Below are 22,115 nucleotides of genomic sequence, written 5' to 3'. Positions count from 1 at the left end.
CATGAGCGACGCCGCCTTGCCATTGTCGAACGAAAAACCCGTCCTGCCGCGCCTGGCGGGCGGACGCGACGTGCGCCTGGGATTGGCGCTGAAGCGGCTGATGGACATCGGGATTTCCGCCGTCCTGCTAGTCGCGCTGTCGCCGCTGTGGCTGGCCATCGCGGTTCTGGTCCGGGCCACGTCACCGGGGCCGGCGCTGTACGGCGTGGACTGGGTGGGGCAGGGCGGCCGCCGGTTCCGGGGCTACAAGTTCAGAACCATGGTGGTCGATGCGGATCGCCAGGAAGAGGCGCTGCAGTCCCGAAACGAGATGCGGGGTCCGGCCTTCAAGATGGAGAACGATCCGCGCATCACGCCCCTGGGGCGAGTGCTGCGCCGCTACAGCCTGGACGAGTTCCCGCAGTTGTGGAGCGTGCTGAAGGGCGATCTGAGCCTGGTCGGCCCGCGTCCGCCGCGCGTTCATGAATATGTCCGTTTCACCCCCTTCCAGATGAGCAAGATGGCGGTCAAGCCGGGCATCACCTGCCTGTGGCAGGTCGAGGGACGTCACCGGATCAACGACTTCGACGAATGGGTGCGGCTGGACATCCGCTATATCGAGACCTGGTCGCTGGGTCTGGATCTCTGGATTCTGATCCGCACCGCCGGGGTGGTGCTGCGGGGGACCGGGGCATGAGCGTGGACATCAGCGTCGTCATCCTGAGCTATGACCGGGTGCATCTGCTGGAACGGACGCTGCGCGGCTGCGCGGCTCAGGGCGGCGGCTGGGGCAGGTTCGAGATCATCGTGGTCGACAACCATCCCGACCAACTGGCGCGGGGTCTGGTCGAGCGGCTGACGGTCGAGAAGGGCGTGGCCATGACCTATCTGGCCGATCCGCGGCGCAACATCTCCATCGTCCGCAACAAGGGCATCGCGGCGGCGAAAGGCCGCTATGTCGCCTTCATCGACGACGACGAAGAACCGCAGTCCGGCTGGCTGGCGGCGCTGACCGCCTGTCTGGACCGAACCGGCGCGGACGCCGCCTTTGGCCCCAAACTGCCCGAGTTCGAAGGCGGTCGCGCGCCGGATTGGGACCCGCAAGGGTGGCGCTATACGCTGGACTTCCAGATGCCGGCGGACGAGCCGATCCACATGTTCGGGCGGCTGCGTAAACGCGGCAAGGGATTGGGCAGCGGCAACGCCGCCTTCCGCGTCGCGACCTGTCTGGACGGGCCCGAGCCGTTCAGCGTCGCCTTCGGGGACGCCAATGGCGAGGATACGCAGTTGCTGTTTCGTCTGGCGATGGCGGGGCGACGCTTCGTCTGGTGCCCCGACGCCGTGGTGCGCGAGTTCATCGAGACCAGCCGCGCGCGGCCGGACTATATGATCACCCGCATGAAGCGCGGCTCGCAACACTATGCCGTGTGCCGGATCGACACCAGCGACAACAAGCCCCTGACCACGGCCAAGGTGACGCTGCTGGGGCTAGCGCAGACGGCGGTGCATGCCGGTCTCTATGTCGCGACGGGCGAGTTTCTGGACCGCGAACATCGCTACGATCACCAGATCGGCATGGCCAAGGGGCTGGGCAAGCTGACCTGGCGCGCGCCCATCGGCTTCATCGCGGAGACGTCGGCGTGAGCGAGCCGGCCCCCGACCTGACGCTGGCCATACTGACCTATGATCGTCCCAGGGGGCTTGAGGCGACGTTGCGGTCTTGCCTGGCCCAGACGAACGGTCTCGGCCTGACGATGGAGATCGTGGTGGTGGACAACCATCCGGGCGGGGCGGGGCAGGGCGTGGTCGAGGCCTTGTCGCCCGGTTCGTCCTGGCCCATCCGGTATGTGTCGGACCTGACGCGGAATATGGCGGCCCTGCGCAATCGCGGTTTCGTCGAGGCGCGCGGGCGCTGGCTGGCGGTCATCGACGACGATGAGACGGCCGATCCCGACTGGACCGACGCCCTGGTCGGCGCCTTGAAAGCCACGGACGCCGACATCGCCGTAGGACCGCGTTTCGCGGTGTTCGAGGCGGGCGCGCCTCCCGACTATGACCCGCAGGGCCGTCAGTTCGTGCGCGATCTCGAACTGGCCGATCTGGCGGACATCGAACTGACCGAACCCTCGGGCCGCCCGCGATACGGTCTGGGCACCGGCAACTCCATCTTCGACATGAGGCGGTGTTTTCCCAACGGCCAGGCCGCCATGCGCGAGGCGTTCGGCGATGCGGGCGGCGAGGACGCCGAGCTGTTCGTGCGCCTGCATCGTCAGGGACGCCGCATCGTCTGGGCCGCCCGTGCGCGCGTCACCGAGACGGTGTTCCGAAATCGGACAGCCATTCCATACCGACTGATCCGCACCCGTCGCGAAACGCAACACTATGTCTCGATCTACGTCGATGCCGCGCGGCGCCCGCTGCTGGCGCGGGCGGAATTGTTCGTCAAAGGGTTAATCCAGACGGCCGTCGGCGGCGCCCTGTCGTGGCTGACGCTGGAGCATGGCTCCGCGTCCCGCCTGAGGTGGCGCCTGCTGACGCAGCACGGACTGGGCAAGCTGACCTGGCGCAGGCCGGTCGGCTTCATCGACGAAACAAACGCCTGACGGTCTTGGCGCGCCTTAACCTTTTACATTAAGGGGGCGTCCTTTCGCCGATACTAGGATCGGCGCCCGGCACGCATCTTGGAAGATGCTGCGCCACACCGCTTTCTTGAGGACTTCCGTCATGCTGATCCAGGTCGATCGCCCCAACCCGTCGAAGGCGGCGTCCATGCCCGCGACAACCGGACTCAAGCTGTTCGGCGACGGCGCCAGCCTGGCCGAATTCTCGCGACTGCATGCCGAGGGCAGGGTCACGGGCTTCACCACCAATCCGACGCTGATGTTCAAGGCGGGAATCACCGACTACGCCGACTTCGCGCGGCAGCTGATCGCCCTGATCCCGGACATGCCCCTGTCGTTCGAGGTGTTTTCCGACGACTTCGCCGAGATGGAGCGTCAGGCCCGTCTGATCGCCGGCTGGGGCGACAATGTCTATGTGAAGATCCCGATCACCAACACCAAGGGCCAGTCCAGCCTGCCGATGGCCAAGGCTCTGGCGGCTGACGGGGTGAAGCTGAACATCACCGCCATGCTGACGCTGGAGCAGGTCGCCGAGGCGATCGAGGTTCTGGCCGACGACACCCCCGCCATCCTGTCGGTCTTCGCCGGCCGCATCGCCGACACCGGCGTCGATCCCGTGCCGGTCATGCGGGCCGCGGTGGCCATGGCGGCGCGCAAGCCCATGGCCGAGGTGCTGTGGGCCTCGACCCGCGAGGTGCTGAATGTCTATCAGGCCGCCGAATGCGGCTGCCACATCATCACCGCCACGCCGGACATCCTCAAGAAGCTTGAGATGGCGGGCCGGGACCTGGCCGATCTGTCGCTGGACACCGTGGCCATGTTCCGCAAGGACGCCGTCGCCGCCGGATTCAGCCTGTAATCATGTCCGGCCGTCCCGCCATATTCCTGGACCGCGACGGCGTGCTGAACGACGTGGTCTGGCGTGACGGCAAGCCCGCCTCGCCGCGCACCGTCGACGAACTGCGGATCGCGGACGGGGCGGCGGAGGCGGTGCAGGCGTTCAACGCGGCGGGCTATCTGACCTTCGTCGTCACCAACCAGCCCGACGTGCGGCGCGGCAAGATGACGGCGGAGGCTCTGGACGCCATCCATGACGCCCTGATCCAGACGGTTCCGGTCAATGAGGTGCGGGCCTGCCTGCACGACAATGACGATGGTTGCGACTGCCGCAAGCCCAAGGCGGGCATGCTGCTCGATCTTGCAGCTCGCTGGACCATCGATCTGGGCGCCAGCTGGATGATCGGCGACATGGACCGCGACACCCATTGCGGCAGGTCGGCCGGGGCTCGCACCGTGCTGCTGGGCCGTGACTACAACAGCGGGAGCGGCGCGGACGTCGTGGTTCCCGATCTTCGTCAGGCTGCGGCCTGGATTCTTCAAACCTCGCCGGCGGTTCCAACGCCGGCGCTTCAGGACTGATCGAGACCATGTTCGCCGACCATTTCTTCGCCGCCGCCGAAAAGGCGATGGCCGCCATCGACCGCAACGCCGTGGAGGCCATGGCTCAGCGTCTGGCCGAGGTGCGCGAGCGCGGCGGCCACCTGTTTCTGATCGGCGTGGGCGGCAGTGCGGGTCACGCCAGCCACGCCACCAACGACTTCCGCAAGATCTGCGGCTTCGAGGCCTATTGCCCGACCGACAATGTGTCCGAGCTGACGGCGCGCATCAATGACGAGGGCTGGGAAGGCACCCTGTCGACCTGGCTGGAGACCAGCCGCCTGAAGGCCGAGGATGGTCTGCTGATCTTCTCGGTCGGCGGCGGCAGCGTCGAACCGCCGGTCAGCGCTAACATCGTGCGCGCCATCCAGCTGGCCAAGACGCGCGGCGCGACCGTGACAGGCATCGTCGGGCGCAACGGCGGCTATACGGCCGAGGCGGCGGACGCCTGCGTCATCGTGCCGACGGTCGATCCGCAACTGATAACGCCGCTGGTCGAGGGTCTGGCCGCCGTCGTCTGGCACTTGCTGGTGTCCCACCCGGCTCTTGCCCTGCATAAGGGCCACTGGGAGCAGATCGCCCCCGTCGCCGCGCCGACCGCCTGAAGCTCCGGCCATGATCACCACACGCACGCCGCTGCGCGTCACCCTGGGCGGCGGCGGCACGGACCTGGAAAGCTATTACCGGCACGACGGCGGCTTCATCTTCGCCATGGCGCTGGATAAATACATTCGCGTCGTCGCCCATCGGCCGGCCTTCGACGACCGCGTGGTGGTCTATGGCCCGCAGCCCGAGGTGTCGTCGCGCGCCACCGAGGTTCAGCACGAACTGGTCCGCGCCGCCCTGATGGCCCACGGCTTCGATGACCGGGTGGAGACGGCATCCCTGGCCGACATTGCGGGCGGGACGGGGCTGGGCTCGTCGTCCAGCTTCATGGTCGGATTCCTGAACGCCCTGCATGGCCTGAAGGGAAACACGCCGTCGCCCCAGGCCCTGGCCGAAGAGGCCTGCGACCTGGAGATCCGCGTCCTGAACAAGGGCATCGGCAAGCAGGATCAATATATGGCGGCCTATGGCGGCCTGACCACGCTGGACATCGCGCCGGACGGGCAGGTGACGGTCAGGCGCGTCGATCTGAACGCCGAGGTCGAGGCGGCCTTTATCGCGCACACCCACATCTATTACACCGGCCTGCGTCGCGACGCCGCCGTGGTTCTGGCCGACCAGCACACGGCCATGCTGTCCGAGGCCACTCCGCGCCGCGAGACAGTCAGCGACAGCTTGGGCTTCATCAAGGACCTGGGCTACCGCATCCGCGACGCCTGGACGGCGGGTGATCTGGACGGTTGGGGCCGGATGTTGGACGAGCACTGGACCCAGAAGAAGAGGCTGTCGGGCAAGATCAGCTGGTCCGCCGTCGACGACCTGTATGACCATGTGAAGCGCGACATGGGCGTGACCGGCGGCAAGGTGATCGGGGCCGGAGGCGGAGGCTTTCTGATGCTGTTCCAGCCCGGCGACGGCGCCGAGCTTGAGGCCTATATGGCCGCGCAGAACATGCCGCGCCTGCATTACGGCATCGACCGCACCGGCTCCTGCCAGATGGCGGAAACACCGCGATGATGGTGCGGTCGGGCCAGACGCCGAACTGGGGCGTACGCGCTCGGGCGCCGCTGCGGCTCGGTCTGGCAGGCGGCGGCACGAACCTGTCGCCCTATTGCGACCAGTTCGGGGGCGCTGTTCTGAACGCCACCATCGACCGCTTCGCCTTCGCCCATATCGACCTCAATCCTGAAGGACGCCTGGCCTTCCGCGCCCGCGACATCGGCGTGGAGGAGGTGATGGAGCCCGGCCTGCCTGCGCCGGATCATGGCGAACTGGCGCTGCACCGGGCCGTCTATCGCCATGTCGTCCAGACCTGGCTGGGGGGCGAAACACCGGCCCTGACCGTTTCGACCACGTCGGATGCGCCTGCCGGATCAGGGCTTGGCTCGTCCTCGGCAATCGTCGTGGCTCTGGTCGAGGCGTTCCGCGTCGCGCTGGACCTGCCGCTTGGTCCCTATGACGTGGCGCGGCTGGCCTATCAGATCGAACGCATAGAACTGGGTCTGTCAGGCGGGCGTCAGGACCAGTATGCGGCCGCTTTCGGCGGCGTGAACTATATCGAGTTTCTGGCCGACGACCGCGTGGTGGTGAACCCGTTGCGCGTGCGCCGGGCCTATCTGGCCGAGCTGGAATCCTCGCTGGTCATCTGTTTCACCGGTCAGTCGCGCCGGTCCGAGACCATCATCAACGAGCAGGTGAGGGGGCTGACCGATCTGGACGCCGCCGTTCTGGACGGGATGCATCGGCTGAAGCAGGACGCGACGGCGATGAAGGATGCGGTTCTGGAGGGCGACATGCGCCGGATCGCGCGTGTGATGATGCGGTCGTGGGAGGCCAAGAAGATGACCGCCTCGGGCATCGCCACGCCCCTGGTGGACCAGTTGTTCGATCTGGCGCTGCGCGAAGGCGCCTGGGGCGGCAAGGTGACGGGCGCAGGGGGCGGCGGCTTCCTGATGTTCTGCACCGACCCCGAAAATCGTTATCGCCTGACCGCCGCCCTGAACGAGGCGGGCGGAGCGGCCAGCGCGGTCAAGTTCACTCTGGACGGCGCCGAAGCCTGGAGCGTGCCGCGATGAGCGCGGGACAGGCCGTCTTTCTGGTCGGCGGCCGGGGTTCGCGCCTGGGCGATCTGACCCTGGATACGCCCAAGCCGCTTTTACTCGTGGCGGGACGGCCCTTCATCGAACACCTACTGGACAAGGCCGTTCGCGAGGGGTTCGACGACCTGGTCCTGCTGGCCGGCTATCGGCACGAGGCAGTCGAGGCCTATGCGGGCGCATGGCGCGGCGTGCCGGTGCGGCTTTCGATAGAGCCCGAACCGCTGGACACCGCCGGCGCCGTCGCCCATGCCGCGTCATTGCTGCGCGAGGACTTTCTGCTGGTTAACGGCGACACCTGGTTCGATTTCGAGTGGTCCGGCCTGAGACTGTCCCACGGCTTGTCCGGCATGATCGCCGCGCGTCAGGTGTCGCCAGCGGATCGCTATGAGACGTTGGACATCGTTGAAGGCCGTGTCGCGGCCATTCGACCGCGGGGGAATCTGGCGTCAGGCGTCATCAACGGCGGCGTCTATCGCCTGAAGCGCGACGCCTTCGCCGATGTTCGCGGCCGCGCCTCGCTGGAGAAGGACATACTGCCCATGTTGTGCGGCAAGGAACTGCTCGGCGCCGAACTCAAGAGCGGGACCTTCATCGACATCGGATTACCGGACAGTCTGAGGGCGGCTGAGGTCATGTCGGGATTGAGGAACTAGGGTCCAGCCCACCGCATGCGTTTATCGCCTAAGATATATTATGCGAAATATAGATCAGGGTAAGCGGCGCTTTGGCGCTGTTTCAGTGACTTAAGCGACTTTCTTCCGCCGTCGTCTGATATGTCGCCGGCGTGTGTGCCGGCGGCGGCTGCTTGGTCAAGCGGACACCCTTGAGCCAGAGTCTGAGCGCCTCCCAATGGATTGCGGCCATGACCTTCAGCGTCATCAGCGGAATCGCCGCCGTGACCGATGCGATGGCGCGGTCGGTCAGCGGTTGACGCCGGGCCTGCATCGCGGCGGTGATCAGAACGCCGTCGGCGTCCAGACCGTCTATGGTCATGTCCAACTGGTCGCCCGGCGCATGGCCGCGAAAACAATAGTCCATCTCCATGCCCATGAATGGCGAGACATAGAGCGCCTTCGCGGCGCCCTGACGGATCAAACCCTTCGCCTGGTCGGCGGCCGGCACCGGAATGACATAGGCATGGCGAACGCCGAAGGTGCTGGTCACTTCATAGACCATGGCCGCCAGCCGGCCGTCGGCGTGATGGCAGTAGTACAGGCTGATCGGATTGAAGACGTAGCCCATGACGCGCGGCATGGTTAACAGGCGGATCGATCCCTCGCCAATGTCGATCCCGGCCCGCGCCAGCCAGGTCTGAACCTGGGGCCTCAAGTCGCCCGATCCGTCACCATAGTCGCCGTCGTGTAAGGACAACAGGTTGAATCGATTGCGGGAAAACAGACGCAGACGGTCGGCCACGGCGTCGATCTCGGACAGGTCAAGGAACAGCCAGAAGACCCGGTAATCCAGTCGATGAACCTTTGGCCGCAGCCGATGGTGCATGACCCGGCCGCGATAGAGGGCCGAGGCCTGGGTCATGCCGCGCGCTCGAACTGAGGCGTTGGACTGGGCGTCAGATGGATGCGGCCGCTCTCGTTTTCGACGGTCCAGGGCCGCCGCACGCCGCCCAGTTGCTCGGCGACGGCGAGGCCGGATTGCAGGCCGTCCTCGTGGAAGCCGGCGCCGAAATGCGCCCCGCAGAACCAGACGCCCCCCTGCCCCTGCAGGCTCCACAACTGTTTCTGAGCGGAGACAGCGGCAGGGTCGAAGATCGGATGCTCGTAGATTTCGCTGCGCAACAGGGTGTCGGGGCGCGGCGGACGCGGCGGGTTCAGGGTGACGAACAGGTCGTCGCCCGCCAGGCCTTGCAGCCGGTTCATCCAATAGGTGACGCACAGGCCGTCGTCCGCCCCGATATAGTTCCAGCTGGCCCAGGCTCGGCGTCGGCGCGGCATCAGGGAGGCGTCGGTATGCAGCACGGTCAGATTGCGGCTGTAGCGGAAGGCGCCTAGCAGCGAACGCTCGGCCGATGTCGGCTGATCCAGCATGGCCAGGGCCTGATCCGCGTGCGCGCCGATGACGACGTGATCGAACCGTTCCACGCCGCCGTGGGTGTCGTGGACCATCACGCCGTCGTCTGTGCGGCGGATCGAGACGACGCCGTGATCCAGCCGGATGTCCTGAAGCGCGCGAGCCAGGTGTTCGACATAGATGCGGCTGCCGCCCTCCACCGTGCGCCACATCGGGCGTCCGACCAGTTTCAGCAGGCCGTGATTGCCGCAGAAGCGGATGAAGGACTCGGCCGGATAGTCCATCAGCGTATGGGCCGGCGACGACCAGATGGCGGCGGCCATCGGCAGCAGGTGGTCGTCGCGAAACGCCGCGCTGAAGCCTTCGCGCTTCAGATAGTCGCCCAGCGTCAATGACGGATCGTTCAACCCGGCGAGGTCGCGCGGCGCCTCGCGATAGAAGCGCAGGATTTCGGTCAGCATCGACCAGAAGCGTGGTCTCAGCGCATTGCGACGCTGGGCGAACAGTCCGGGCGCGGCGTATTCGAACCGGCCGTCGTCCAGAGACACGGCGAACGACATATCGGTCGCGCGGGCCTCGACCCCCAGATGCGAAAACAGGGCGATCAGATTGGGATAGGTGGCGTCGTTGAAGCAGATGAAGCCGGTGTCCACCGCGATCTCGCCCGAAGGCACGGCCGCCATGACCGTATTGGTGTGACCGCCCAGGCGATCCGCCTTTTCGTAAACCGTGACACGGTGTTTCTGCGACAGCAGCCAGGCCGAGGACAGGGCGGCTATGCCCGAACCGACCACGGCGATCTTCAAGGGTTCGACAGACGATCTTGCGGGCGGAAAGGACATGAAGGCTCCAGGGCGCCCGCAGACACGGCGACGACGCATGGAGGATTTACGCCCCTGGGGCATCATCGGATCGCGATTGATCCAGACATTTCCGCCAGCCGTATTAGGGTTCATGCATGGCGAACCCCAATCCTTCGCGCCGACCCGGCCCGCACCGACCGATGCTCCATCCGGCGCTTCACGCGCGGGACGCATGACCCGTTCGGGCGCTCCGTTGGACCCTCGGCTGCACGATCAAATGATTGAGGCGATCGCGCTGCGTCGCGACCGGGCGGCGTTCGCCAGTCTGTTCGAATATTTCGCGCCGCGCCTGAAGGCCTGGCTGATCAAGTCGGGGGCGACGCCGGGCGCGGCAGAGGATTTCGCCCAGGACGCCATGCTGACGGTGTGGCGCAAGGCCGATCTGTTCGACGGACGCAAGGCGCGGGCGGCGACCTGGATCTTCACCATCGCGCGCAATCGTCGTCTGGACATCCTGCGCCGCGACGCCCGGCCGCTGCCGACGCCGGAGATCGAACTGGCGGGTGATGAGGTTCTGAGGCCGGACGAACTGTTGTCGATGTCGCAGGATGCGGATCGTGTACGTGACGCCTTGGCGCGCCTGAGCCCCGAGCATGTCGAGGTGCTACGCCTGGCCTTCTTCGTCGACAATTCCCATTCCGAAATCGCGCGCCAGTTGGATCTGCCGCTGGGCACCGTGAAATCCCGCATCCGAAACGCCATGACCAAGCTTCGTCTGATCCTCGCCCCGTCCGAGGAGGCGTCGCTATGAACGCGCGTCTCAATCCCTCCGAGGAGCGTTTGCTGGCCTATGCCGCCGGGTCGCTGAGCGCGCCGGAAGCGGTCGTGGTCGCCGCTCATCTGGCCCTGCGTCCGGCCAACGACGCCTGGGTGAAAGAACTGCAGGCCGTGGGCGGCGCGTTTCTGGACGAGGCGACGCCCGCCGCTTTGTCCCAAGATGCGCTGGCGCACGCCATGGCGCGCATCGAAACGGATGCGGGCGAGGTCAAGGCGCCCGTCCCGCTGAACGACATGCCCGAATTGCCCGAGCCGCTTCGTCGCTATGCCCTGGGGCCGTGGCGCTGGATCGGGCCGGGGATGCGGGTTCGCGACGTCCATGCGCCGCGCGACGGCGACTGTCGGGTCATTCTGCTGGAAATCGGCCCCGGGCGCGAGACGCCGAAACACACTCATGGCGGGGTGGAGCTGACCTGCGTCATCTCCGGCGCCTACGCCACCGAGACGCAGCGGTTCGACGTCGGCGATCTGGAAGAGGCGAACGACGACGTGTTGCACCAGCCGCGCGTCGTGTCCGACGAAGCCTGTCTGTGCGTGGTCGCTCTGGATGGCCAGATCAAGTTGGACGGCTGGCTTGACCGGTTGATGCAGCCGTTCGTTCGCCTGTGATGGGCCTGGTCGGCGTCTGGGCCGCAGCCGCCCTGTTCATGGTCGGGGTGATGTCGGCCGCCTGGCTGGTGCAGCGTCGAACGGGTCAGGGCGGTTGGGCTGACGCCTTCTGGTCCCTAGGGTTGGGGGCGGCGGGCGTCGGCATGTGCCTGTTTCCCGTCGACGGCGCGGCCCCCTCCCCCCGGCAATGGCTGGCGGCCGGTCTGATCGGCGCCTGGGGTCTGCGTCTGGGACTTCACATCGCCAAACGCGCGGCGGGAGAAGGCGAGGACGCCCGATATGCGCGGCTGCGTGAAGAATGGGGCCGTGGCTTTCAGACAAAGATGTTCGGTTTCCTGATGTTGCAGGCTGGAGCTGCGGCGCTGCTTTCGCTCAGCATTCTGGTCGGCGCGCGCAATCCGGCGCCGGGATTGACGCTTCAGGACGGACTGGGGGCCCTAATCTTCGTCGGCGCCCTGTTCAGCGAAGGCTTGGCCGACCGTCAGTTGACGGCGTTCAAGTGTGATCCCGCCAACAAGGGCAAGGTCTGCGACGTCGGACTATGGGCGTGGTCGCGCCACCCGAACTATTTCTTCGAATGGCTGGGCTGGTGCGCCTGGCCCGTATTCGCCATCAACCTGGGCGGCGACTGGCCTTGGGGTTGGCTGGCGCTGACCGGGCCAGCCTATATCTATTGGCTGCTGACCCAGGTGTCGGGCGTACCGCTCCTTGAGGCGCATATGAAGCGGTCGCGACCGGACGCCTTCGCCGCCTATGTCGAGAAGACGCCCAGCGCCTTCTTCCCCCGGCCTCCCCGTCGCTAGGGCTTGGGCGCCGCGCCGATGTGGGTCTGGCCGCGCTGTCGAGCGATTTCGATCTGGCGATGACGTTCGGCATAGCGGGCGCGCTGGGCCTCGTCGCGCCTGTCATGACAACGCGCGCAACAGACGCCCTCGACGTAGTGCGGAGACGCACGGCCCACGTCATCCACCGGCAGGCGGCAACCCCGGCACAGCGTATGCGGCCCTTGCCGCAGGCCATGCCCTACAGAAACCCGCTCGTCGAAAACGAAACAGTCTCCGCGCCATAGGCTGTCTTTCTCGCGCGTCTCTTCAAGATAACGCAGGATGCCGCCCTCCAGATGGTGGACGTTGTCGATCCCCTCGGCCTTCAGGAAGGCGGTGGATTTCTCGCAGCGGATGCCGCCGGTGCAGTACATGGCGATGCGCCGCGCCCCGGTCTGCGCCAGCAGGGCGCGGCCTTCCGTTCGGAACCAGTCGGGGAAGTCGCGGAAGCTGTCGGTGTTGGGCTGCACGGCCCCTTCGAAGGCGCCAATTTCGCCCTCGTAGGCGTTGCGCGTGTCGATCACCAGAGTCTCGGGATCGGCGATCAGCGCGTTCCAGTCGGCGGGCGAGACATAGACGCCGGCGTCGCGCGCGGGGTCCAGATTCGGCTGCCCCATGGTGACGATCTCGGCTTTCACCCGCACCTTCATGCGATGGAAGGGCACGGCATCGGTCCAGGCGTATTTCAGCTCCAGCCGTTCGAAACCCGGCATGGCGTGGATGGCGTTCAGCACCGCCTCGACGCCCTCGGCCGGGCCGGCGATGGTGCCGTTCAGCCCCTCATGGGCGACCAGAAGCGTGCCCCTCACCTGCCCGGCGTCGCACACGGCTTGCAGCGTGTTGCGAACCGCCGCCGGGTCCGAAACCGGCGCGAACCGATAAAGCGCCGCCACGCGGACGCTCTGCTCGGGCGAGGTGGAGATGTCGGTCATGTGCGGACCCGTTACGCGCCGCGCGGGAAATGGCGCGCCCAGCAGGACTCGAACCTGCAACATCCCGCTTAGAAGGCGGGTGCTCTATCCGGTTGAGCTATGGGCGCTTTGGGCCGGACGCGGGCGTCAGTGCGTCCAGGATTGCTTGCGGTTGGTGGCGAAGTTGTCGGCATAGGCCTTGATGATCATCGGCGGATCGTTCGGCTCATGCAGGCGGAAGGCGATGCCGTGGCGCTCGGCGTATTCGACCGCCTCTTCCTTCGAATCGAAGTTCAGGCGGACCTGACCGTTCATGTCGGTCGAGCTGGTCCAGCCCATCAAAGGGTCCAGGGTGCGCGCCGAAGCCGGTTCGAACTCCAGCCGCCAGTCGCGGCTCTTGGCCTTGCCCGACTGCATCGCGGTCTTGGCCGGGCGGTAGATGCGAGCGAGCATGGGCGGGTCCTCAACAACGGCGGGCTTTCGCCCCTGCCATAACGCGCGCCGGATGCGGAATCCAGCGGCCTTCCGTTGGTCGGGGCGAGAGGATTCGAACCTCCGACCCTCTGGTCCCAAACCAGATGCGCTACCAGGCTGCGCTACACCCCGGACCGAACGGAGCGCCCTATTGGCACTTCGCGCGGCAAACCGCAATCAAGGCTTGAAGTAAGGGTGCAAAACTTTGTCGCCGGGCTGGGCGTTGATCTCGGCCGCGCGGCCCGCGCGCAGTTCCAGCACCCCGTTGGCCGCGCCGTTCGACGGGATCGGCGCCTCCGAGAACGGCGTCGCGTGCGATGCGATGGAGACGATCCGCCCCTGCGGGTTGATGTACAGAATGTCCAGCGAACTCGGCGTGTTGCGCATCCAGAAGCTCTGCTCGCGGGGCGCCTCGCCGGGCCATTGGAACAGCATGCCGCGATCCGCCTCCAGCGGCGGACGGAACATCAGGCCGCGCTGACGTTCGGTTTCGTCATCGGCGATCTCGACCCAGAATTGATGCTCGCCGGACGTGGTGACGATGGCCAGGCTCTGCAGCGGCTCGCCATTGGGTCCGGTCGGCGCCTTGGCCGCGCAGCCTGCGACCGCCAGCGTCAACATGGCGGCGAGAATCAGTCGTCTGGTCGCGTCGATCATGCGCCTCTCCTGGGCGCCGGGTCTCAGCCGCCCGTTCTGATGTCCGCGACCACCAGGCCCTTGGGACCATCGGCGAATCGCACCCGCACCGTATCGCCGGGAACCAGATCGTCCAGGCCGCAGCGACGCAGCGTCTCGATATGGACGAAGATATCGCCTGGCTCGCGATCGCGCACGACGAATCCGTAGCCCTTGGTGCGATTGAACCATTTGACCAGGGCGGTCTCCAGATCCTCGTCCGGGACGCTGGCCTGGATCGCCGGCTGGGACGCGCGACGAACGGGCGTCGCCGCCTCGCCCTGGCCCAGGTCGTGGATCGCCACCGTCTGCCAGCCCTTGGGCCGTTTGACGCAATCGCAAGTGATTGGCGCGCCTTCGTCCGCCGAATCGCGTCCGAGGTCTCTCAGGCTGCTGATGTGCAGCAGCACGTCACGCATTTCCGTCAGCGTCGGATCGTCAGGAACGATGAAGCCGTAGCCCTTTACCGCATCGAACCATTTCACCCGGCCGATGACGCGAACTGTCGGCGCCGTCTCCATCTCGCTGTAGTCAGACAACTTAGAACCCCCGTCCGCGCCTCCAGCGGACTCGGGCTATGTTTAACACCGTTCCGCGAAAGTTTGAAAAGCGGAAAATTCACGCGAGGGATGAAGATTAACGATATCGGCCGCCGCCGCTGGATCCCCGCGCGGTCGGAACCACGACGTCGAAGCCGATGATATGAGTTTCACGAAGGGAATAGGGCGTGCCAGAGCCGTTCGGCTCGATGGCTGGCCTGCCCGCGTGGCAGTCCCTAGGGGAGTCGAACCCCTCTTTTCAGGTTGAAAACCTGACGTCCTAACCGATAGACGAAGGGACCGCTGCGCGGGAGAGCCGGCGATATAGCCGCGCCCTCGAAGCGGTGCAAGCTTGGATTTTCAGTTTTTTGGACGCGGTCAGATCATCCGGGGATCGGAGACGTCCTCGATCTCGAACTGTACGCCCTTGCGGCCGTTCCAGTCGTCGGCCTTCAGACGCCCGACCACGCTCAAGCCCCCCTGCCCCGCCAGCAGAGCCTGTCCGGTCGGCAGATCGGCGCAGCGCCAGGCGATGGCCCGCACGGCGGCGCCATCCGGCCCGACCAGACGGCACCGCACATGGCCGCCGTTCATCGCCACGGGCTCGCGCGCCTGGACGCCGCTGAGCGCGAAGGTGGGTTCGGGATTGGCGGGACCGAAAGGCGCCAGGCGTTCGAACGAATCGAACAGGGCGCGCGTCGCGGCCGCCGGATCGATCAGGGCGTCGATCTCCAGCGCATCCTGCGCCACCGCTTCGAGCCGTTCGCTTGCCAGCCGGTCGTTCAGGAACCGGGTCAGTTCCGTCAAACGCGCGCCGTCCATCGTCAGACCCGCCGCCATGGCGTGGCCGCCGCCGGCGATCAGGACGCCGCCCTCCCAAGCCGCCTGAATGGCGCGGCCCAGATTCATGCCGGGTTGCGACCGGCCGGAGCCTTTTCCGATGCCCGTGACGGGATCGACGCCGACGACGATGACGGGCTTGCGCCATCGTTCACGCAGCCGCCCCGCGACGATGCCGACCACGCCGGGATGCCAGTCCTCGCCGGCGACCACGACCACGGCGCTGTCGTCGGCATGGGCGCCGGTCGCCTCGACCCTGCGCACGGCCGCCTCGGTCACGGCCCGCTCGACCTCGCGCCGCGACAGGTTCAGCGCGTCCAGTTCGATAGCCAGGGCCTCGGCCTCCCTGGGGTCGTCGGTCGACAGCAGCCGCGCACCGAGATCGGAGCGGCCGATCCGTCCGCCGGCGTTGATTCGCGGCCCCAGGATGAAGCCCGCATGATTGCTCTTGGCCGGACCCGGCTCGGCGCCGGCCGCAGTCAGCAGCGCGCGCAGACCCGGATTGCGCCAGTCGCTCATCACCTTCAGCCCCAGGCCGGTCAGGGCGCGGTTGAAGCCGGTCAGTCCGGTGACGTCGCAGATGGCGCCAAGCGCCGCCAGGTCCAGCCACTGGCGAATGTCGGGCTCGGGCCTGTCGGCGAACAGGCCGCGCCTGCGCGCCTCGCGGTTCAGGGCGGCCAGAAGCACGAAGACCACGCCCGCCGCCGCCAGATTGCCCTGGCCCGAATTGCAGCCGGGCCGGTTGGGATTGACGACCGCCAAGGCGGTGGGCGGCTCGCTGCGCATCATATGGTGGTCGATGACGACGACGTTCAGGGCGATGGCGGCCGCATGGGCCAGGGCCTCGTTCGCGGCGGCGCCGCAGTCGACCGTGATCACCAGATCCGCGCCCGACGCTTTCAGGGTGTCGAAGGCCCTGGCGCTTGGGCCGTAGCCCTCGGTCAGGCGGTCGGGAACATAGATGGGCAGTTCATGCCCCATGGCCCGGAACCAGCGCACCAGCAGCGCCGCGCTGGAGGCGCCGTCCACATCGTAGTCGGCGAACACATGGACGCTGGCCCTGGCCTGAAGCGCATCGAGGATTGCCTCGACCGCCGCATCCATGTCCATGAAGCTGGACGGATCGGGAAAAAGGGCCCGCAGGGTCGGCGTCAGGAAGTCCGCGCCGTGTTCGGCCCGCACGCCGCGCGAAGCCAGGGCGCGGGCCAGCACCTCGTCCAGCCCCAATGCCTGCATATGGGCGCGCACGACCGCCGCATCGGCCGGCCTCTGTCGCCAGGCGCGGCCGGACAGGGATCGGGATACGCCCAGAAAGGCGTTCAGGGTCTTTGCGGCGCTGTCGTCAGCCATCGGCGCATCATCGGCGGATTCTGCCGCCAAGGCGACCGCCCGCAGGGATTTCACCGCGCCGGGCGGCAGTCGAGGGGCGGCGGCGCCTTGGCCCGGTCGCGCAGGCTCTGGGCGAAGGCTTCGATCTCGGCCTGGGTGCGGGCGGCGTCGGGCGACACGGGCGCGGCCGCGACCCTGGCGGTGATCTGGGCGGCGAGAGCCGCCGGATCGTTCAGGGTCCAGTCGATGCGGGCGATCTCGCCGGTCAGGGTCGCATTGTCGGCCTGAAGCCGCCGGGCGTCGGCCGCCACCTGACGCACATCCGGCAGGCCGGTCGGGGCGGCGGGGAAATCCTCCCAGCGGGGATAGTGGCGATTGGAGTCAACCAGTTCCTGCACGCGCGGCGCCAGCGGCGATGTCGCGTCGGTCCTGGCGGACAGACCGCCGGAGCAGGCGGCGAGCGCCCCCGTGATCGCGACTGCGGCGATCGGGGTCATCTTTTTCGAAATCGGCGCGTTCATTTCCCGGTCGGTCTTATGCCATCATGGGCCCGCGCGGAAGGGCGGATGAACCAGCCCGCGGCGCAGGAAGCGCGAAGGACGATCATGGCCAAGCCTCCCCCGCCCCCCAAAGATGCGACCCCTCAGCCGGCGCGCAAGGCCGGCCGCCCCACCTCCGCCAAGCCGCGCCCACCGCGTCAACCCAAACCGAAGCCACAGGCCGAGCCGGAAACTCCGCCGCCGGCCAATGAGCCGCAACCCGCCTTTCCGGGCGCGGAACAGGCGGCGCTGATCGAGACTCTGTCGCTCAACCTGGCCAGGGCGGCGATGATGGCCCAGGGCGCGATGGCCGAGGCCGCGCTGAGCCAGGCGGCGAAAAACCCGGACGGCTCGCCGGCGCTGACGCCCGATCCGTTCAACGTCGGCCCGGCCATGACATCGGTGATGACCAGCCTGGCCGCGCGTCCCGAAAAGCTGTTTCAGGCCCAGGCCGACCTGTTCGGCCGCTATATGGACCTGTGGAGCAGCACCGCGCGTCAGGCGGCGGGCGAGACGCCCGATCCCGCGCCGGCCGACAAGCGGTTCAAGGACCCGGCCTGGTCGGAAAACCCGATGTTCGACATGATGCGGCGGTCCTATCTGCTGACGTCGGACTGGATGAACGGGCTGGTCGCGGGGGTCGAGGACGTCGATCCGGCGGTGAAACGCCGCGCCCAGTTCTTCACCCGGCTGCTGACCGACGCCTTCTCGCCCTCGAACTTCCTGGCCTCGAACCCCGTGGCGCTGAAGGCCCTGGCCGAGACCAGCGGCGAATCCCTGGTCAAGGGGATGCAGAACTTCGCCGCCGATCTGGAACGGGGCGGCGGATCGCTGCGGATCAGCCAGGCCGATTACGGCAAGTTCGTCGTGGGCGAGAATGTCGCCACCGCGCCGGGCCAGGTCGTCTGGCGCGACGAACTGTTCGAACTGATTCAGTATGCGCCGACCGGCGAGACGCAGCACGAGATTCCGCTGCTGATCTTCCCGCCGTGGATCAACAAATTCTACATCATGGACCTGCAGCCCGCGAACTCGCTGATCCGCTGGCTGTCGGCGCAAGGGTTCACGGTGTTCGTCTGTTCCTGGGTGAACCCGGATCGCGACAAGGCCGGTTTCGGCTTCGACGACTATCTCGAAAAGGGCGTCTATCGCGCCGTCGAAAAGACGCTGGAGCAGGCCGGGACGAAACAGCTGAACGCCGTCGGCTACTGTATCGGCGGCACCCTGCTGGGCGCGGGGCTGGCCCATATGGCGGCCAAGGGGGACAACCGGATCGCCGCCGCCACCTTCTTCGCCGCCCAGCACGATTTCGCCGAGGCGGGCGACCTGCTGCTGTTCACCGACGAACACTGGATCGCCGAGATCGAGCGTCAGATGGATGCGGCGGGCGGCGTCCTGCCCGGTGCGGCGATGGCCGAGACGTTCAACGCCCTGCGCTCCAACGACCTGATCTGGTCCTTCTTCATCAGCAACTATCTGCTGGGCAAGGACCCGCCGGCCTTCGACCTGTTGTTCTGGAACGCGGACCAGACGCGGATGCCCAAGGCGCTGCACCTGGCCTATCTGCGCCAGATGTATGGGGCCAACGCCCTGGCCAGGGGCGAGTTCGAGATCGGCGGGCTGACGGCCGATCTGTCGAAGGTGAAAATCCCGCTGTATTTCCAGGCCAGCCGCGAGGACCATATCGCGCCGATGAACTCGGTCTATCGTTCGGCGCGGCTGTTCGGCGGCTCGGACGTGACCTTCACCCTGGCGGGATCGGGCCATATCGCCGGCGTCATCAACGCCCCGGCGGCGCGCAAATATCAGCACTGGACCAACCCCGCCCTGCCCGACACCCTGGCGGAATGGCAGGCGGGCGCCGAAGAACATCCCGGCAGTTGGTGGGAGCATTGGGCGGCGTGGCTGGCCATGCGGTCCGGCAAGTCGATCCCCGCGCGTGATCCGTCGAAGGGCCCGCTGAAGCCCATCGAGCCGGCGCCCGGCAGCTATGTGAAAGTGAAGTCTTGAACCGTATCGAACCGAACGCCCTTCTGGCGCTCAGCACGGGCGTCGCACTGGCGCTTCTGGTCATGACCGCCAACGTCTTCGGCGAGCCGGACAATACGCTGAAATACATCCTGTCGGCGGTGATCTGCGCCGGGGGCTTCGTGCTGCTGAACGGCCGGGTGGCGAGCATGATGAAGCGTCCGGCGGTCCAACCGATGATCCATGCGGATGCGCCGGGCACGGCCGTCTGGTCGGGACTGTTTCCGCTGATGATCATCGCCATGGCCTGCGCGCCAGTCTTTTTCGCCGGTCACGACTACGGCCTCCTGGTCATCATCGCCTCGGTCGTCTTCGGCGCGACAGTGGAGTCCGCAATCCGGGCGAACCGCTAGGCGGCCACGAACTTCAGCGCCAGACCGTTGTTGCAGAAGCGCAGGCCGGTCGGACGTGGACCGTCGGGGAAAACATGACCCTGATGCGCCAGGCAGCGGGCGCAGTGGTATTCGGTGCGCGGAACGCCGATGGCCAGATCGCGCTTCCTGCCGATGTTGGCGCCGAACACATCATAGAAGCTGGGCCAGCCGGTGTGGGAATCGAACTTCCATTCCGACCGGAACAGCGGCAGGTCGCAACCCTTGCAGACAAAGGCGCCGCGCGCGTGCTGATCGTTCAGAGGGCTGGAATAGGGGCGTTCGGTCGCCTCGTGCCGCATGACGCGCCAGGCGGCGTCGCCCAGGCGTCGTCGCCAGTCCGCATCCGACACCCGGCGATAGGGCGAGGCGGCGTAGGCCCCCTGCCCGGCTTGGGACGTTTCGGGCGAACAGGCGGAAAGGGCGAGCGCGCCGGCGCCCATCAGAAGGCCCCGGCGATGCAGGATCAGGGACTGGGTCATAGTCCCTGATACGACGGCCGACGCCGACTGGTTTCAACGGCTCAGATCAGGCCCGTCGTCTCGTCCAGACCCAGCATGATGTTCAGGTTCTGCACCGCCGCGCCCGAGGCGCCCTTGCCCAGATTGTCGAGCAGGGCGACCAAGCGCGCCTGTTCGCCGTTGCGATCGCCGAACACATGCAGCCGCAGGCGGTTGGTGCCGTTCAGGCCCTCGGGCTCGATGCCGGTCATGGCCTCGATCTCCTCCAGGTCCGCGACCTCGACGAAGCGCTGGCCGTCATAGGCCTCGACCAGGGCGCCGTGCAGCCGCTCGACTGAAGGCGTTTCCGGCAGCGCGCCCAGATGCAACGGAACCTCGACCAGCATCCCCTGGCGATAGGCGCCGACGGCGGGCGTGAACAGGACGTCGCGGCTCAGCCCCGTATGTTTGGTCATTTCGGGCACATGCTTGTGCTTCAGCGTCAGGCCATAGGCGCGATAGACGGTCGCAGCGCCCTCTCTGTTTTTGGGGGCCGCCTCGAACTCGGCGATCATGGCCTTGCCGCCGCCGGAATAGCCCGAGACCGCATTGACCGTGACGGGATAAGCGGCCGGAACCAGTCCCGCCTTTACCAGAGGCCGCATCAGGCCGATGAAGCCGGTCGGATAGCAGCCGGGGTTCGACACGAACTGGGAGCGGGCGATCAGGTCGCGCTGGCCAACATCCATTTCAGGAAAACCATAGGCCCAGCCCGGCGCGACGCGATAGGCGGTCGAGGCGTCGATCACCTTCACCGACGGGTTCTCGATCATGGCCACGGCTTCCCGCGCCGCATCGTCGGGCAGGCACAGGATCACGGCGTCGGCGCCGTTCAGGGCCTCTCGCCGCGCCTCCACATCGCGACGACGATCACCCAGCAGGACCAGTTCCAGATCCGGGCGCGCTTCCAGCCGCTCGCGAATCTCCAGCCCCGTGGTGCCGGCCTCGCCGTCGATGAAGATGGTGTGGGTCATGCCCGCCTCGTGAAAAAGAAAAAGGGCGCTCCGGTTTCCCGAAGCGCCCCAAATCCAAACCGCGTGAACGCGATCAGCGCTTCGAGAACTGGAAGCTGCGGCGGGCCTTGGCGCGGCCGTACTTCTTGCGCTCGACGACGCGGCTGTCGCGGGTCAGGAAGCCGTGCGGCTTCAGGACCTTGCGCAGTTCCGGTTCGAAGTGCGTCAGGGCGTGCGACAGGCCGTGGCGGATGGCGCCGGCCTGGCCCGACAGGCCCGAACCTTCGACGGTGCAGACGACGTCATACTGGGTGGCGCGGTCGGCGACGTTCAGCGGCTGGGCCACCATCATCTGCAGGACCGGACGGGCGAAATAGGCGGCCACGTCCTTGCCGTTCACGGTGATCTTGCCGGCGCCGGGCTTCACCCACACGCGGGCGATGGCGTTCTTGCGCTTGCCGGTCGAATAGGCGCGGCCCTGGGCGTCCAGCTTCTGGACATAGACGGGCGCGTCGTTCTCGGCCGAGGCCGACAGGCCCTTCAGGGCGTCGAAGCCGGTGGCGGTTTCGGTGTTGGTCACGTCGGTCATGCTCAGACGCTCCGGGTGTTCTTGGGCGACGCCGACTTGAAGTCGATCGTTTCCGGTTGCTGGGCTTCGTGGTCGTGCGCGGCGCCGGCGAACAGGCGCAGGTGCGTCATCTGCTTGCGGGCCAGAGGGCTTTCCTTGGGCAGCATGCGCTCGACGGCCTTTTCAAGGACGCGCTCGGGGAAGCGACCGCCCAGGACCTTTTCCGGGGTCGTCGACTTGACGCCGCCGGGGTGGCCGGTGTGGCGATAGTAGATCTTGTCGGTGTTCTTCTTGCCGGTGAACACCACCTTGTCGACGTTGGTGACGACGACATAGTCGCCGCAATCGACGTGCGGGGTGTAGTCGCCGCGGTGCTTGCCGCGCAGACGGTTGGCGATGAAAGTCGCGAGACGGCCCACGACGACGCCTTCGGCGTCGATGTGAATCCACTTCTTCTCGACCTCGGCCGGCTTCAACGAAGCCGTAGTGCTCTTCAGCATGAGGGGGTTCCTGGAGACGAAAATCGGGTTCGGCCCCCGAAGGAA

At 66.9% G+C, this 22,115-nt stretch carries 26 protein-coding genes and 3 tRNA genes; 14 read left to right on the top strand and 15 right to left on the bottom strand.

Annotated features, from left to right (window positions below; genetic code table 11):
- Position 1 precedes the first annotated feature (1 nt).
- The 9 genes from SH203_RS01185 (at position 2) to SH203_RS01145 (ending at position 7,395) form a co-directional block, all read left to right on the top strand.
- Positions 2 to 676 carry a sugar transferase gene (locus SH203_RS01185; protein WP_234989338.1) on the top strand — a complete coding sequence of 225 codons (675 nt, stop codon included), beginning with the start codon at positions 2 to 4 and terminating at the stop codon, positions 674 to 676.
- Complete coding sequence (locus SH203_RS01180; RefSeq protein ID WP_159457516.1) at positions 673 to 1,623, top strand: glycosyltransferase family 2 protein; 951 nt, start codon at positions 673 to 675, stop codon at positions 1,621 to 1,623. The genes SH203_RS01185 and SH203_RS01180 overlap by 4 nt, the downstream gene beginning before the upstream one ends.
- The gene (locus SH203_RS01175; RefSeq protein ID WP_159457515.1) at positions 1,620 to 2,582 is read left to right on the top strand and encodes a glycosyltransferase family 2 protein; all 963 of its coding nucleotides are present in this window, start codon (positions 1,620 to 1,622) and stop codon (positions 2,580 to 2,582) included. The genes SH203_RS01180 and SH203_RS01175 overlap by 4 nt, the downstream gene beginning before the upstream one ends.
- A gap of 121 nt (positions 2,583 to 2,703) precedes the next feature.
- Positions 2,704 to 3,459, top strand: coding sequence for a transaldolase (locus SH203_RS01170; protein WP_234989337.1), 756 nt, complete (start codon positions 2,704 to 2,706; stop codon positions 3,457 to 3,459).
- 2 nt (positions 3,460 to 3,461) lie between these two features.
- Positions 3,462 to 4,019, top strand: a complete 558-nt coding sequence (locus SH203_RS01165; RefSeq protein ID WP_087119042.1) for an HAD-IIIA family hydrolase — start codon at positions 3,462 to 3,464, stop codon at positions 4,017 to 4,019.
- Between the two features lie 8 nt (positions 4,020 to 4,027).
- The gene (locus tag SH203_RS01160) at positions 4,028 to 4,642 is read left to right on the top strand and encodes an SIS domain-containing protein (RefSeq protein WP_087119041.1); all 615 of its coding nucleotides are present in this window, start codon (positions 4,028 to 4,030) and stop codon (positions 4,640 to 4,642) included.
- A 10-nt stretch (positions 4,643 to 4,652) separates the two neighbouring features.
- Positions 4,653 to 5,660, top strand: a complete 1,008-nt coding sequence (locus SH203_RS01155) for a hypothetical protein (RefSeq protein ID WP_087119040.1) — start codon at positions 4,653 to 4,655, stop codon at positions 5,658 to 5,660.
- A complete protein-coding gene (locus SH203_RS01150; protein ID WP_087119039.1) occupies positions 5,657 to 6,718 on the top strand; it encodes a dehydrogenase in 1,062 nt (353 codons plus the stop codon). Before SH203_RS01155 ends, SH203_RS01150 begins: the two co-directional genes overlap by 4 nt.
- Positions 6,715 to 7,395, top strand: coding sequence for a sugar phosphate nucleotidyltransferase (locus tag SH203_RS01145; protein ID WP_087119038.1), 681 nt, complete (start codon positions 6,715 to 6,717; stop codon positions 7,393 to 7,395). Before SH203_RS01150 ends, SH203_RS01145 begins: the two co-directional genes overlap by 4 nt.
- Before the next feature lie 82 nt (positions 7,396 to 7,477).
- Here the strand turns inward: SH203_RS01145 and SH203_RS01140 are convergent, their stop codons facing one another.
- Both SH203_RS01140 and SH203_RS01135 read right to left on the bottom strand, forming a co-directional pair.
- On the bottom strand, positions 7,478 to 8,278 hold the full coding sequence (locus SH203_RS01140; protein ID WP_087119037.1) for a DUF1365 domain-containing protein: 801 nt from the start codon (positions 8,276 to 8,278) through the stop codon (positions 7,478 to 7,480).
- Complete coding sequence (locus SH203_RS01135) at positions 8,275 to 9,612, bottom strand: NAD(P)/FAD-dependent oxidoreductase (RefSeq protein WP_087119036.1); 1,338 nt, start codon at positions 9,610 to 9,612, stop codon at positions 8,275 to 8,277. Before SH203_RS01135 ends, SH203_RS01140 begins: the two co-directional genes overlap by 4 nt.
- A gap of 238 nt (positions 9,613 to 9,850) precedes the next feature.
- Here SH203_RS01135 and SH203_RS01130 point away from each other — a divergent pair, with 238 nt between their 5' ends.
- Genes SH203_RS01130 through SH203_RS01120 form a run of 3 tightly spaced genes read left to right on the top strand, consistent with a single transcriptional unit; the run spans position 9,851 to position 11,822 of the window.
- Positions 9,851 to 10,384 carry a sigma-70 family RNA polymerase sigma factor gene (locus tag SH203_RS01130; RefSeq protein ID WP_234989336.1) on the top strand — a complete coding sequence of 178 codons (534 nt, stop codon included), beginning with the start codon at positions 9,851 to 9,853 and terminating at the stop codon, positions 10,382 to 10,384.
- Positions 10,381 to 11,019, top strand: a complete 639-nt coding sequence (locus SH203_RS01125; protein WP_087119034.1) for a ChrR family anti-sigma-E factor — start codon at positions 10,381 to 10,383, stop codon at positions 11,017 to 11,019. The genes SH203_RS01130 and SH203_RS01125 overlap by 4 nt, the downstream gene beginning before the upstream one ends.
- Positions 11,019 to 11,822 (top strand): DUF1295 domain-containing protein, encoded by an 804-nt coding sequence (locus SH203_RS01120; RefSeq protein ID WP_087119033.1) that lies wholly within the window; start codon positions 11,019 to 11,021, stop codon positions 11,820 to 11,822. The genes SH203_RS01125 and SH203_RS01120 overlap by 1 nt, the downstream gene beginning before the upstream one ends.
- Here SH203_RS01120 and SH203_RS01115 read toward each other — a convergent pair.
- The 9 genes from SH203_RS01115 to SH203_RS01075 form a co-directional block, all read right to left on the bottom strand.
- Positions 11,819 to 12,775, bottom strand: a complete 957-nt coding sequence (locus SH203_RS01115; protein ID WP_087119032.1) for a rhodanese-related sulfurtransferase — start codon at positions 12,773 to 12,775, stop codon at positions 11,819 to 11,821. The genes SH203_RS01120 and SH203_RS01115 overlap by 4 nt on opposite strands.
- A gap of 30 nt (positions 12,776 to 12,805) precedes the next feature.
- A tRNA-Arg gene (locus SH203_RS01110) sits at positions 12,806 to 12,882 on the bottom strand.
- 19 nt (positions 12,883 to 12,901) lie between these two features.
- Entirely contained in the window at positions 12,902 to 13,207 is a 306-nt protein-coding gene (locus tag SH203_RS01105; RefSeq protein ID WP_087119031.1) for an ETC complex I subunit, read from the bottom strand.
- Positions 13,208 to 13,283: 76 nt separating this feature from the next.
- A tRNA-Pro gene (locus SH203_RS01100) sits at positions 13,284 to 13,360 on the bottom strand.
- Positions 13,361 to 13,405: 45 nt separating this feature from the next.
- Positions 13,406 to 13,885, bottom strand: coding sequence for a DUF192 domain-containing protein (locus tag SH203_RS01095; protein ID WP_087119030.1), 480 nt, complete (start codon positions 13,883 to 13,885; stop codon positions 13,406 to 13,408).
- A 23-nt stretch (positions 13,886 to 13,908) separates the two neighbouring features.
- A complete protein-coding gene (locus SH203_RS01090; protein ID WP_087119029.1) occupies positions 13,909 to 14,424 on the bottom strand; it encodes a cold-shock protein in 516 nt (171 codons plus the stop codon).
- 245 nt (positions 14,425 to 14,669) lie between these two features.
- Positions 14,670 to 14,744, bottom strand: a tRNA-Glu gene (locus tag SH203_RS01085).
- A gap of 76 nt (positions 14,745 to 14,820) precedes the next feature.
- Complete coding sequence (recJ, locus tag SH203_RS01080; RefSeq protein WP_087119527.1) at positions 14,821 to 16,632, bottom strand: single-stranded-DNA-specific exonuclease RecJ; 1,812 nt, start codon at positions 16,630 to 16,632, stop codon at positions 14,821 to 14,823.
- A gap of 50 nt (positions 16,633 to 16,682) precedes the next feature.
- Positions 16,683 to 17,108, bottom strand: a complete 426-nt coding sequence (locus SH203_RS01075) for a hypothetical protein (protein ID WP_234989335.1) — start codon at positions 17,106 to 17,108, stop codon at positions 16,683 to 16,685.
- 108 nt (positions 17,109 to 17,216) lie between these two features.
- Between SH203_RS01075 and phaC the strand changes: the two genes are divergently transcribed.
- Complete coding sequence (gene phaC / locus SH203_RS01070) at positions 17,217 to 19,160, top strand: class I poly(R)-hydroxyalkanoic acid synthase (RefSeq protein ID WP_087119526.1); 1,944 nt, start codon at positions 17,217 to 17,219, stop codon at positions 19,158 to 19,160.
- The gene (locus SH203_RS01065; RefSeq protein WP_087119027.1) at positions 19,157 to 19,531 is read left to right on the top strand and encodes a hypothetical protein; all 375 of its coding nucleotides are present in this window, start codon (positions 19,157 to 19,159) and stop codon (positions 19,529 to 19,531) included. The genes phaC and SH203_RS01065 overlap by 4 nt, the downstream gene beginning before the upstream one ends.
- Here the strand turns inward: SH203_RS01065 and msrB are convergent.
- The 4 genes from msrB to rplM form a co-directional block, all read right to left on the bottom strand.
- Complete coding sequence (msrB, locus tag SH203_RS01060) at positions 19,528 to 20,031, bottom strand: peptide-methionine (R)-S-oxide reductase MsrB (protein ID WP_087119026.1); 504 nt, start codon at positions 20,029 to 20,031, stop codon at positions 19,528 to 19,530. The two genes, SH203_RS01065 and msrB, sit on opposite strands and share 4 nt — an antisense overlap.
- 41 nt (positions 20,032 to 20,072) lie before the next feature.
- Positions 20,073 to 21,023: an N-acetyl-gamma-glutamyl-phosphate reductase gene (argC, locus tag SH203_RS01055; RefSeq protein WP_087119025.1), complete on the bottom strand. Its 951-nt coding sequence runs from the start codon at positions 21,021 to 21,023 to the stop codon at positions 20,073 to 20,075.
- A 73-nt stretch (positions 21,024 to 21,096) separates the two neighbouring features.
- Positions 21,097 to 21,591 (bottom strand): 30S ribosomal protein S9, encoded by a 495-nt coding sequence (rpsI, locus tag SH203_RS01050; RefSeq protein WP_087119024.1) that lies wholly within the window; start codon positions 21,589 to 21,591, stop codon positions 21,097 to 21,099.
- A gap of 2 nt (positions 21,592 to 21,593) precedes the next feature.
- Positions 21,594 to 22,070: a 50S ribosomal protein L13 gene (rplM, locus tag SH203_RS01045; RefSeq protein WP_017503897.1), complete on the bottom strand. Its 477-nt coding sequence runs from the start codon at positions 22,068 to 22,070 to the stop codon at positions 21,594 to 21,596.
- Positions 22,071 to 22,115: the final 45 nt, after the last annotated feature.

This window comes from Brevundimonas sp. SH203, from assembly GCF_002157625.1.
Classification (GTDB): domain Bacteria; phylum Pseudomonadota; class Alphaproteobacteria; order Caulobacterales; family Caulobacteraceae; genus Brevundimonas.
The sequence above is the reverse complement of the archived record's forward strand: the minus strand, read 5'-3'. Positions and strand labels throughout refer to the sequence as shown.

Bases quoted from the DNA above. Each gene is read 5' to 3' on its own strand.
- SH203_RS01145 (WP_087119038.1), top strand. From the start codon at position 6,715: ATGAGCGCGGGACAGGCCGTCTTTCTGGTCGGCGGCCGGGGTTCGCGC.
- SH203_RS01140 (WP_087119037.1), bottom strand. From the start codon at position 8,278: ATGACCCAGGCCTCGGCCCTCTATCGCGGCCGGGTCATGCACCATCGG.
- SH203_RS01180 (WP_159457516.1), top strand. From the start codon at position 673: ATGAGCGTGGACATCAGCGTCGTCATCCTGAGCTATGACCGGGTGCAT.
- SH203_RS01075 (WP_234989335.1), bottom strand. From the start codon at position 17,108: ATGACCCCGATCGCCGCAGTCGCGATCACGGGGGCGCTCGCCGCCTGC.
- SH203_RS01120 (WP_087119033.1), top strand. From the start codon at position 11,019: ATGGGCCTGGTCGGCGTCTGGGCCGCAGCCGCCCTGTTCATGGTCGGG.
- SH203_RS01155 (WP_087119040.1), top strand. From the start codon at position 4,653: ATGATCACCACACGCACGCCGCTGCGCGTCACCCTGGGCGGCGGCGGC.
- SH203_RS01135 (WP_087119036.1), bottom strand. From the start codon at position 9,612: ATGTCCTTTCCGCCCGCAAGATCGTCTGTCGAACCCTTGAAGATCGCC.
- SH203_RS01185 (WP_234989338.1), top strand. From the start codon at position 2: ATGAGCGACGCCGCCTTGCCATTGTCGAACGAAAAACCCGTCCTGCCG.
- msrB (WP_087119026.1), bottom strand. From the start codon at position 20,031: ATGACCCAGTCCCTGATCCTGCATCGCCGGGGCCTTCTGATGGGCGCC.
- SH203_RS01130 (WP_234989336.1), top strand. From the start codon at position 9,851: ATGATTGAGGCGATCGCGCTGCGTCGCGACCGGGCGGCGTTCGCCAGT.
- SH203_RS01150 (WP_087119039.1), top strand. From the start codon at position 5,657: ATGATGGTGCGGTCGGGCCAGACGCCGAACTGGGGCGTACGCGCTCGG.
- SH203_RS01090 (WP_087119029.1), bottom strand. From the start codon at position 14,424: ATGGAGACGGCGCCGACAGTTCGCGTCATCGGCCGGGTGAAATGGTTC.
- SH203_RS01170 (WP_234989337.1), top strand. From the start codon at position 2,704: ATGCTGATCCAGGTCGATCGCCCCAACCCGTCGAAGGCGGCGTCCATG.
- SH203_RS01165 (WP_087119042.1), top strand. From the start codon at position 3,462: ATGTCCGGCCGTCCCGCCATATTCCTGGACCGCGACGGCGTGCTGAAC.
- SH203_RS01115 (WP_087119032.1), bottom strand. From the start codon at position 12,775: ATGACCGACATCTCCACCTCGCCCGAGCAGAGCGTCCGCGTGGCGGCG.
- rpsI (WP_087119024.1), bottom strand. From the start codon at position 21,591: ATGACCGACGTGACCAACACCGAAACCGCCACCGGCTTCGACGCCCTG.
- phaC (WP_087119526.1), top strand. From the start codon at position 17,217: ATGGCCAAGCCTCCCCCGCCCCCCAAAGATGCGACCCCTCAGCCGGCG.
- SH203_RS01160 (WP_087119041.1), top strand. From the start codon at position 4,028: ATGTTCGCCGACCATTTCTTCGCCGCCGCCGAAAAGGCGATGGCCGCC.
- recJ (WP_087119527.1), bottom strand. From the start codon at position 16,632: ATGGCTGACGACAGCGCCGCAAAGACCCTGAACGCCTTTCTGGGCGTA.
- SH203_RS01095 (WP_087119030.1), bottom strand. From the start codon at position 13,885: ATGATCGACGCGACCAGACGACTGATTCTCGCCGCCATGTTGACGCTG.
- rplM (WP_017503897.1), bottom strand. From the start codon at position 22,070: ATGCTGAAGAGCACTACGGCTTCGTTGAAGCCGGCCGAGGTCGAGAAG.
- SH203_RS01105 (WP_087119031.1), bottom strand. From the start codon at position 13,207: ATGCTCGCTCGCATCTACCGCCCGGCCAAGACCGCGATGCAGTCGGGC.
- argC (WP_087119025.1), bottom strand. From the start codon at position 21,023: ATGACCCACACCATCTTCATCGACGGCGAGGCCGGCACCACGGGGCTG.
- SH203_RS01125 (WP_087119034.1), top strand. From the start codon at position 10,381: ATGAACGCGCGTCTCAATCCCTCCGAGGAGCGTTTGCTGGCCTATGCC.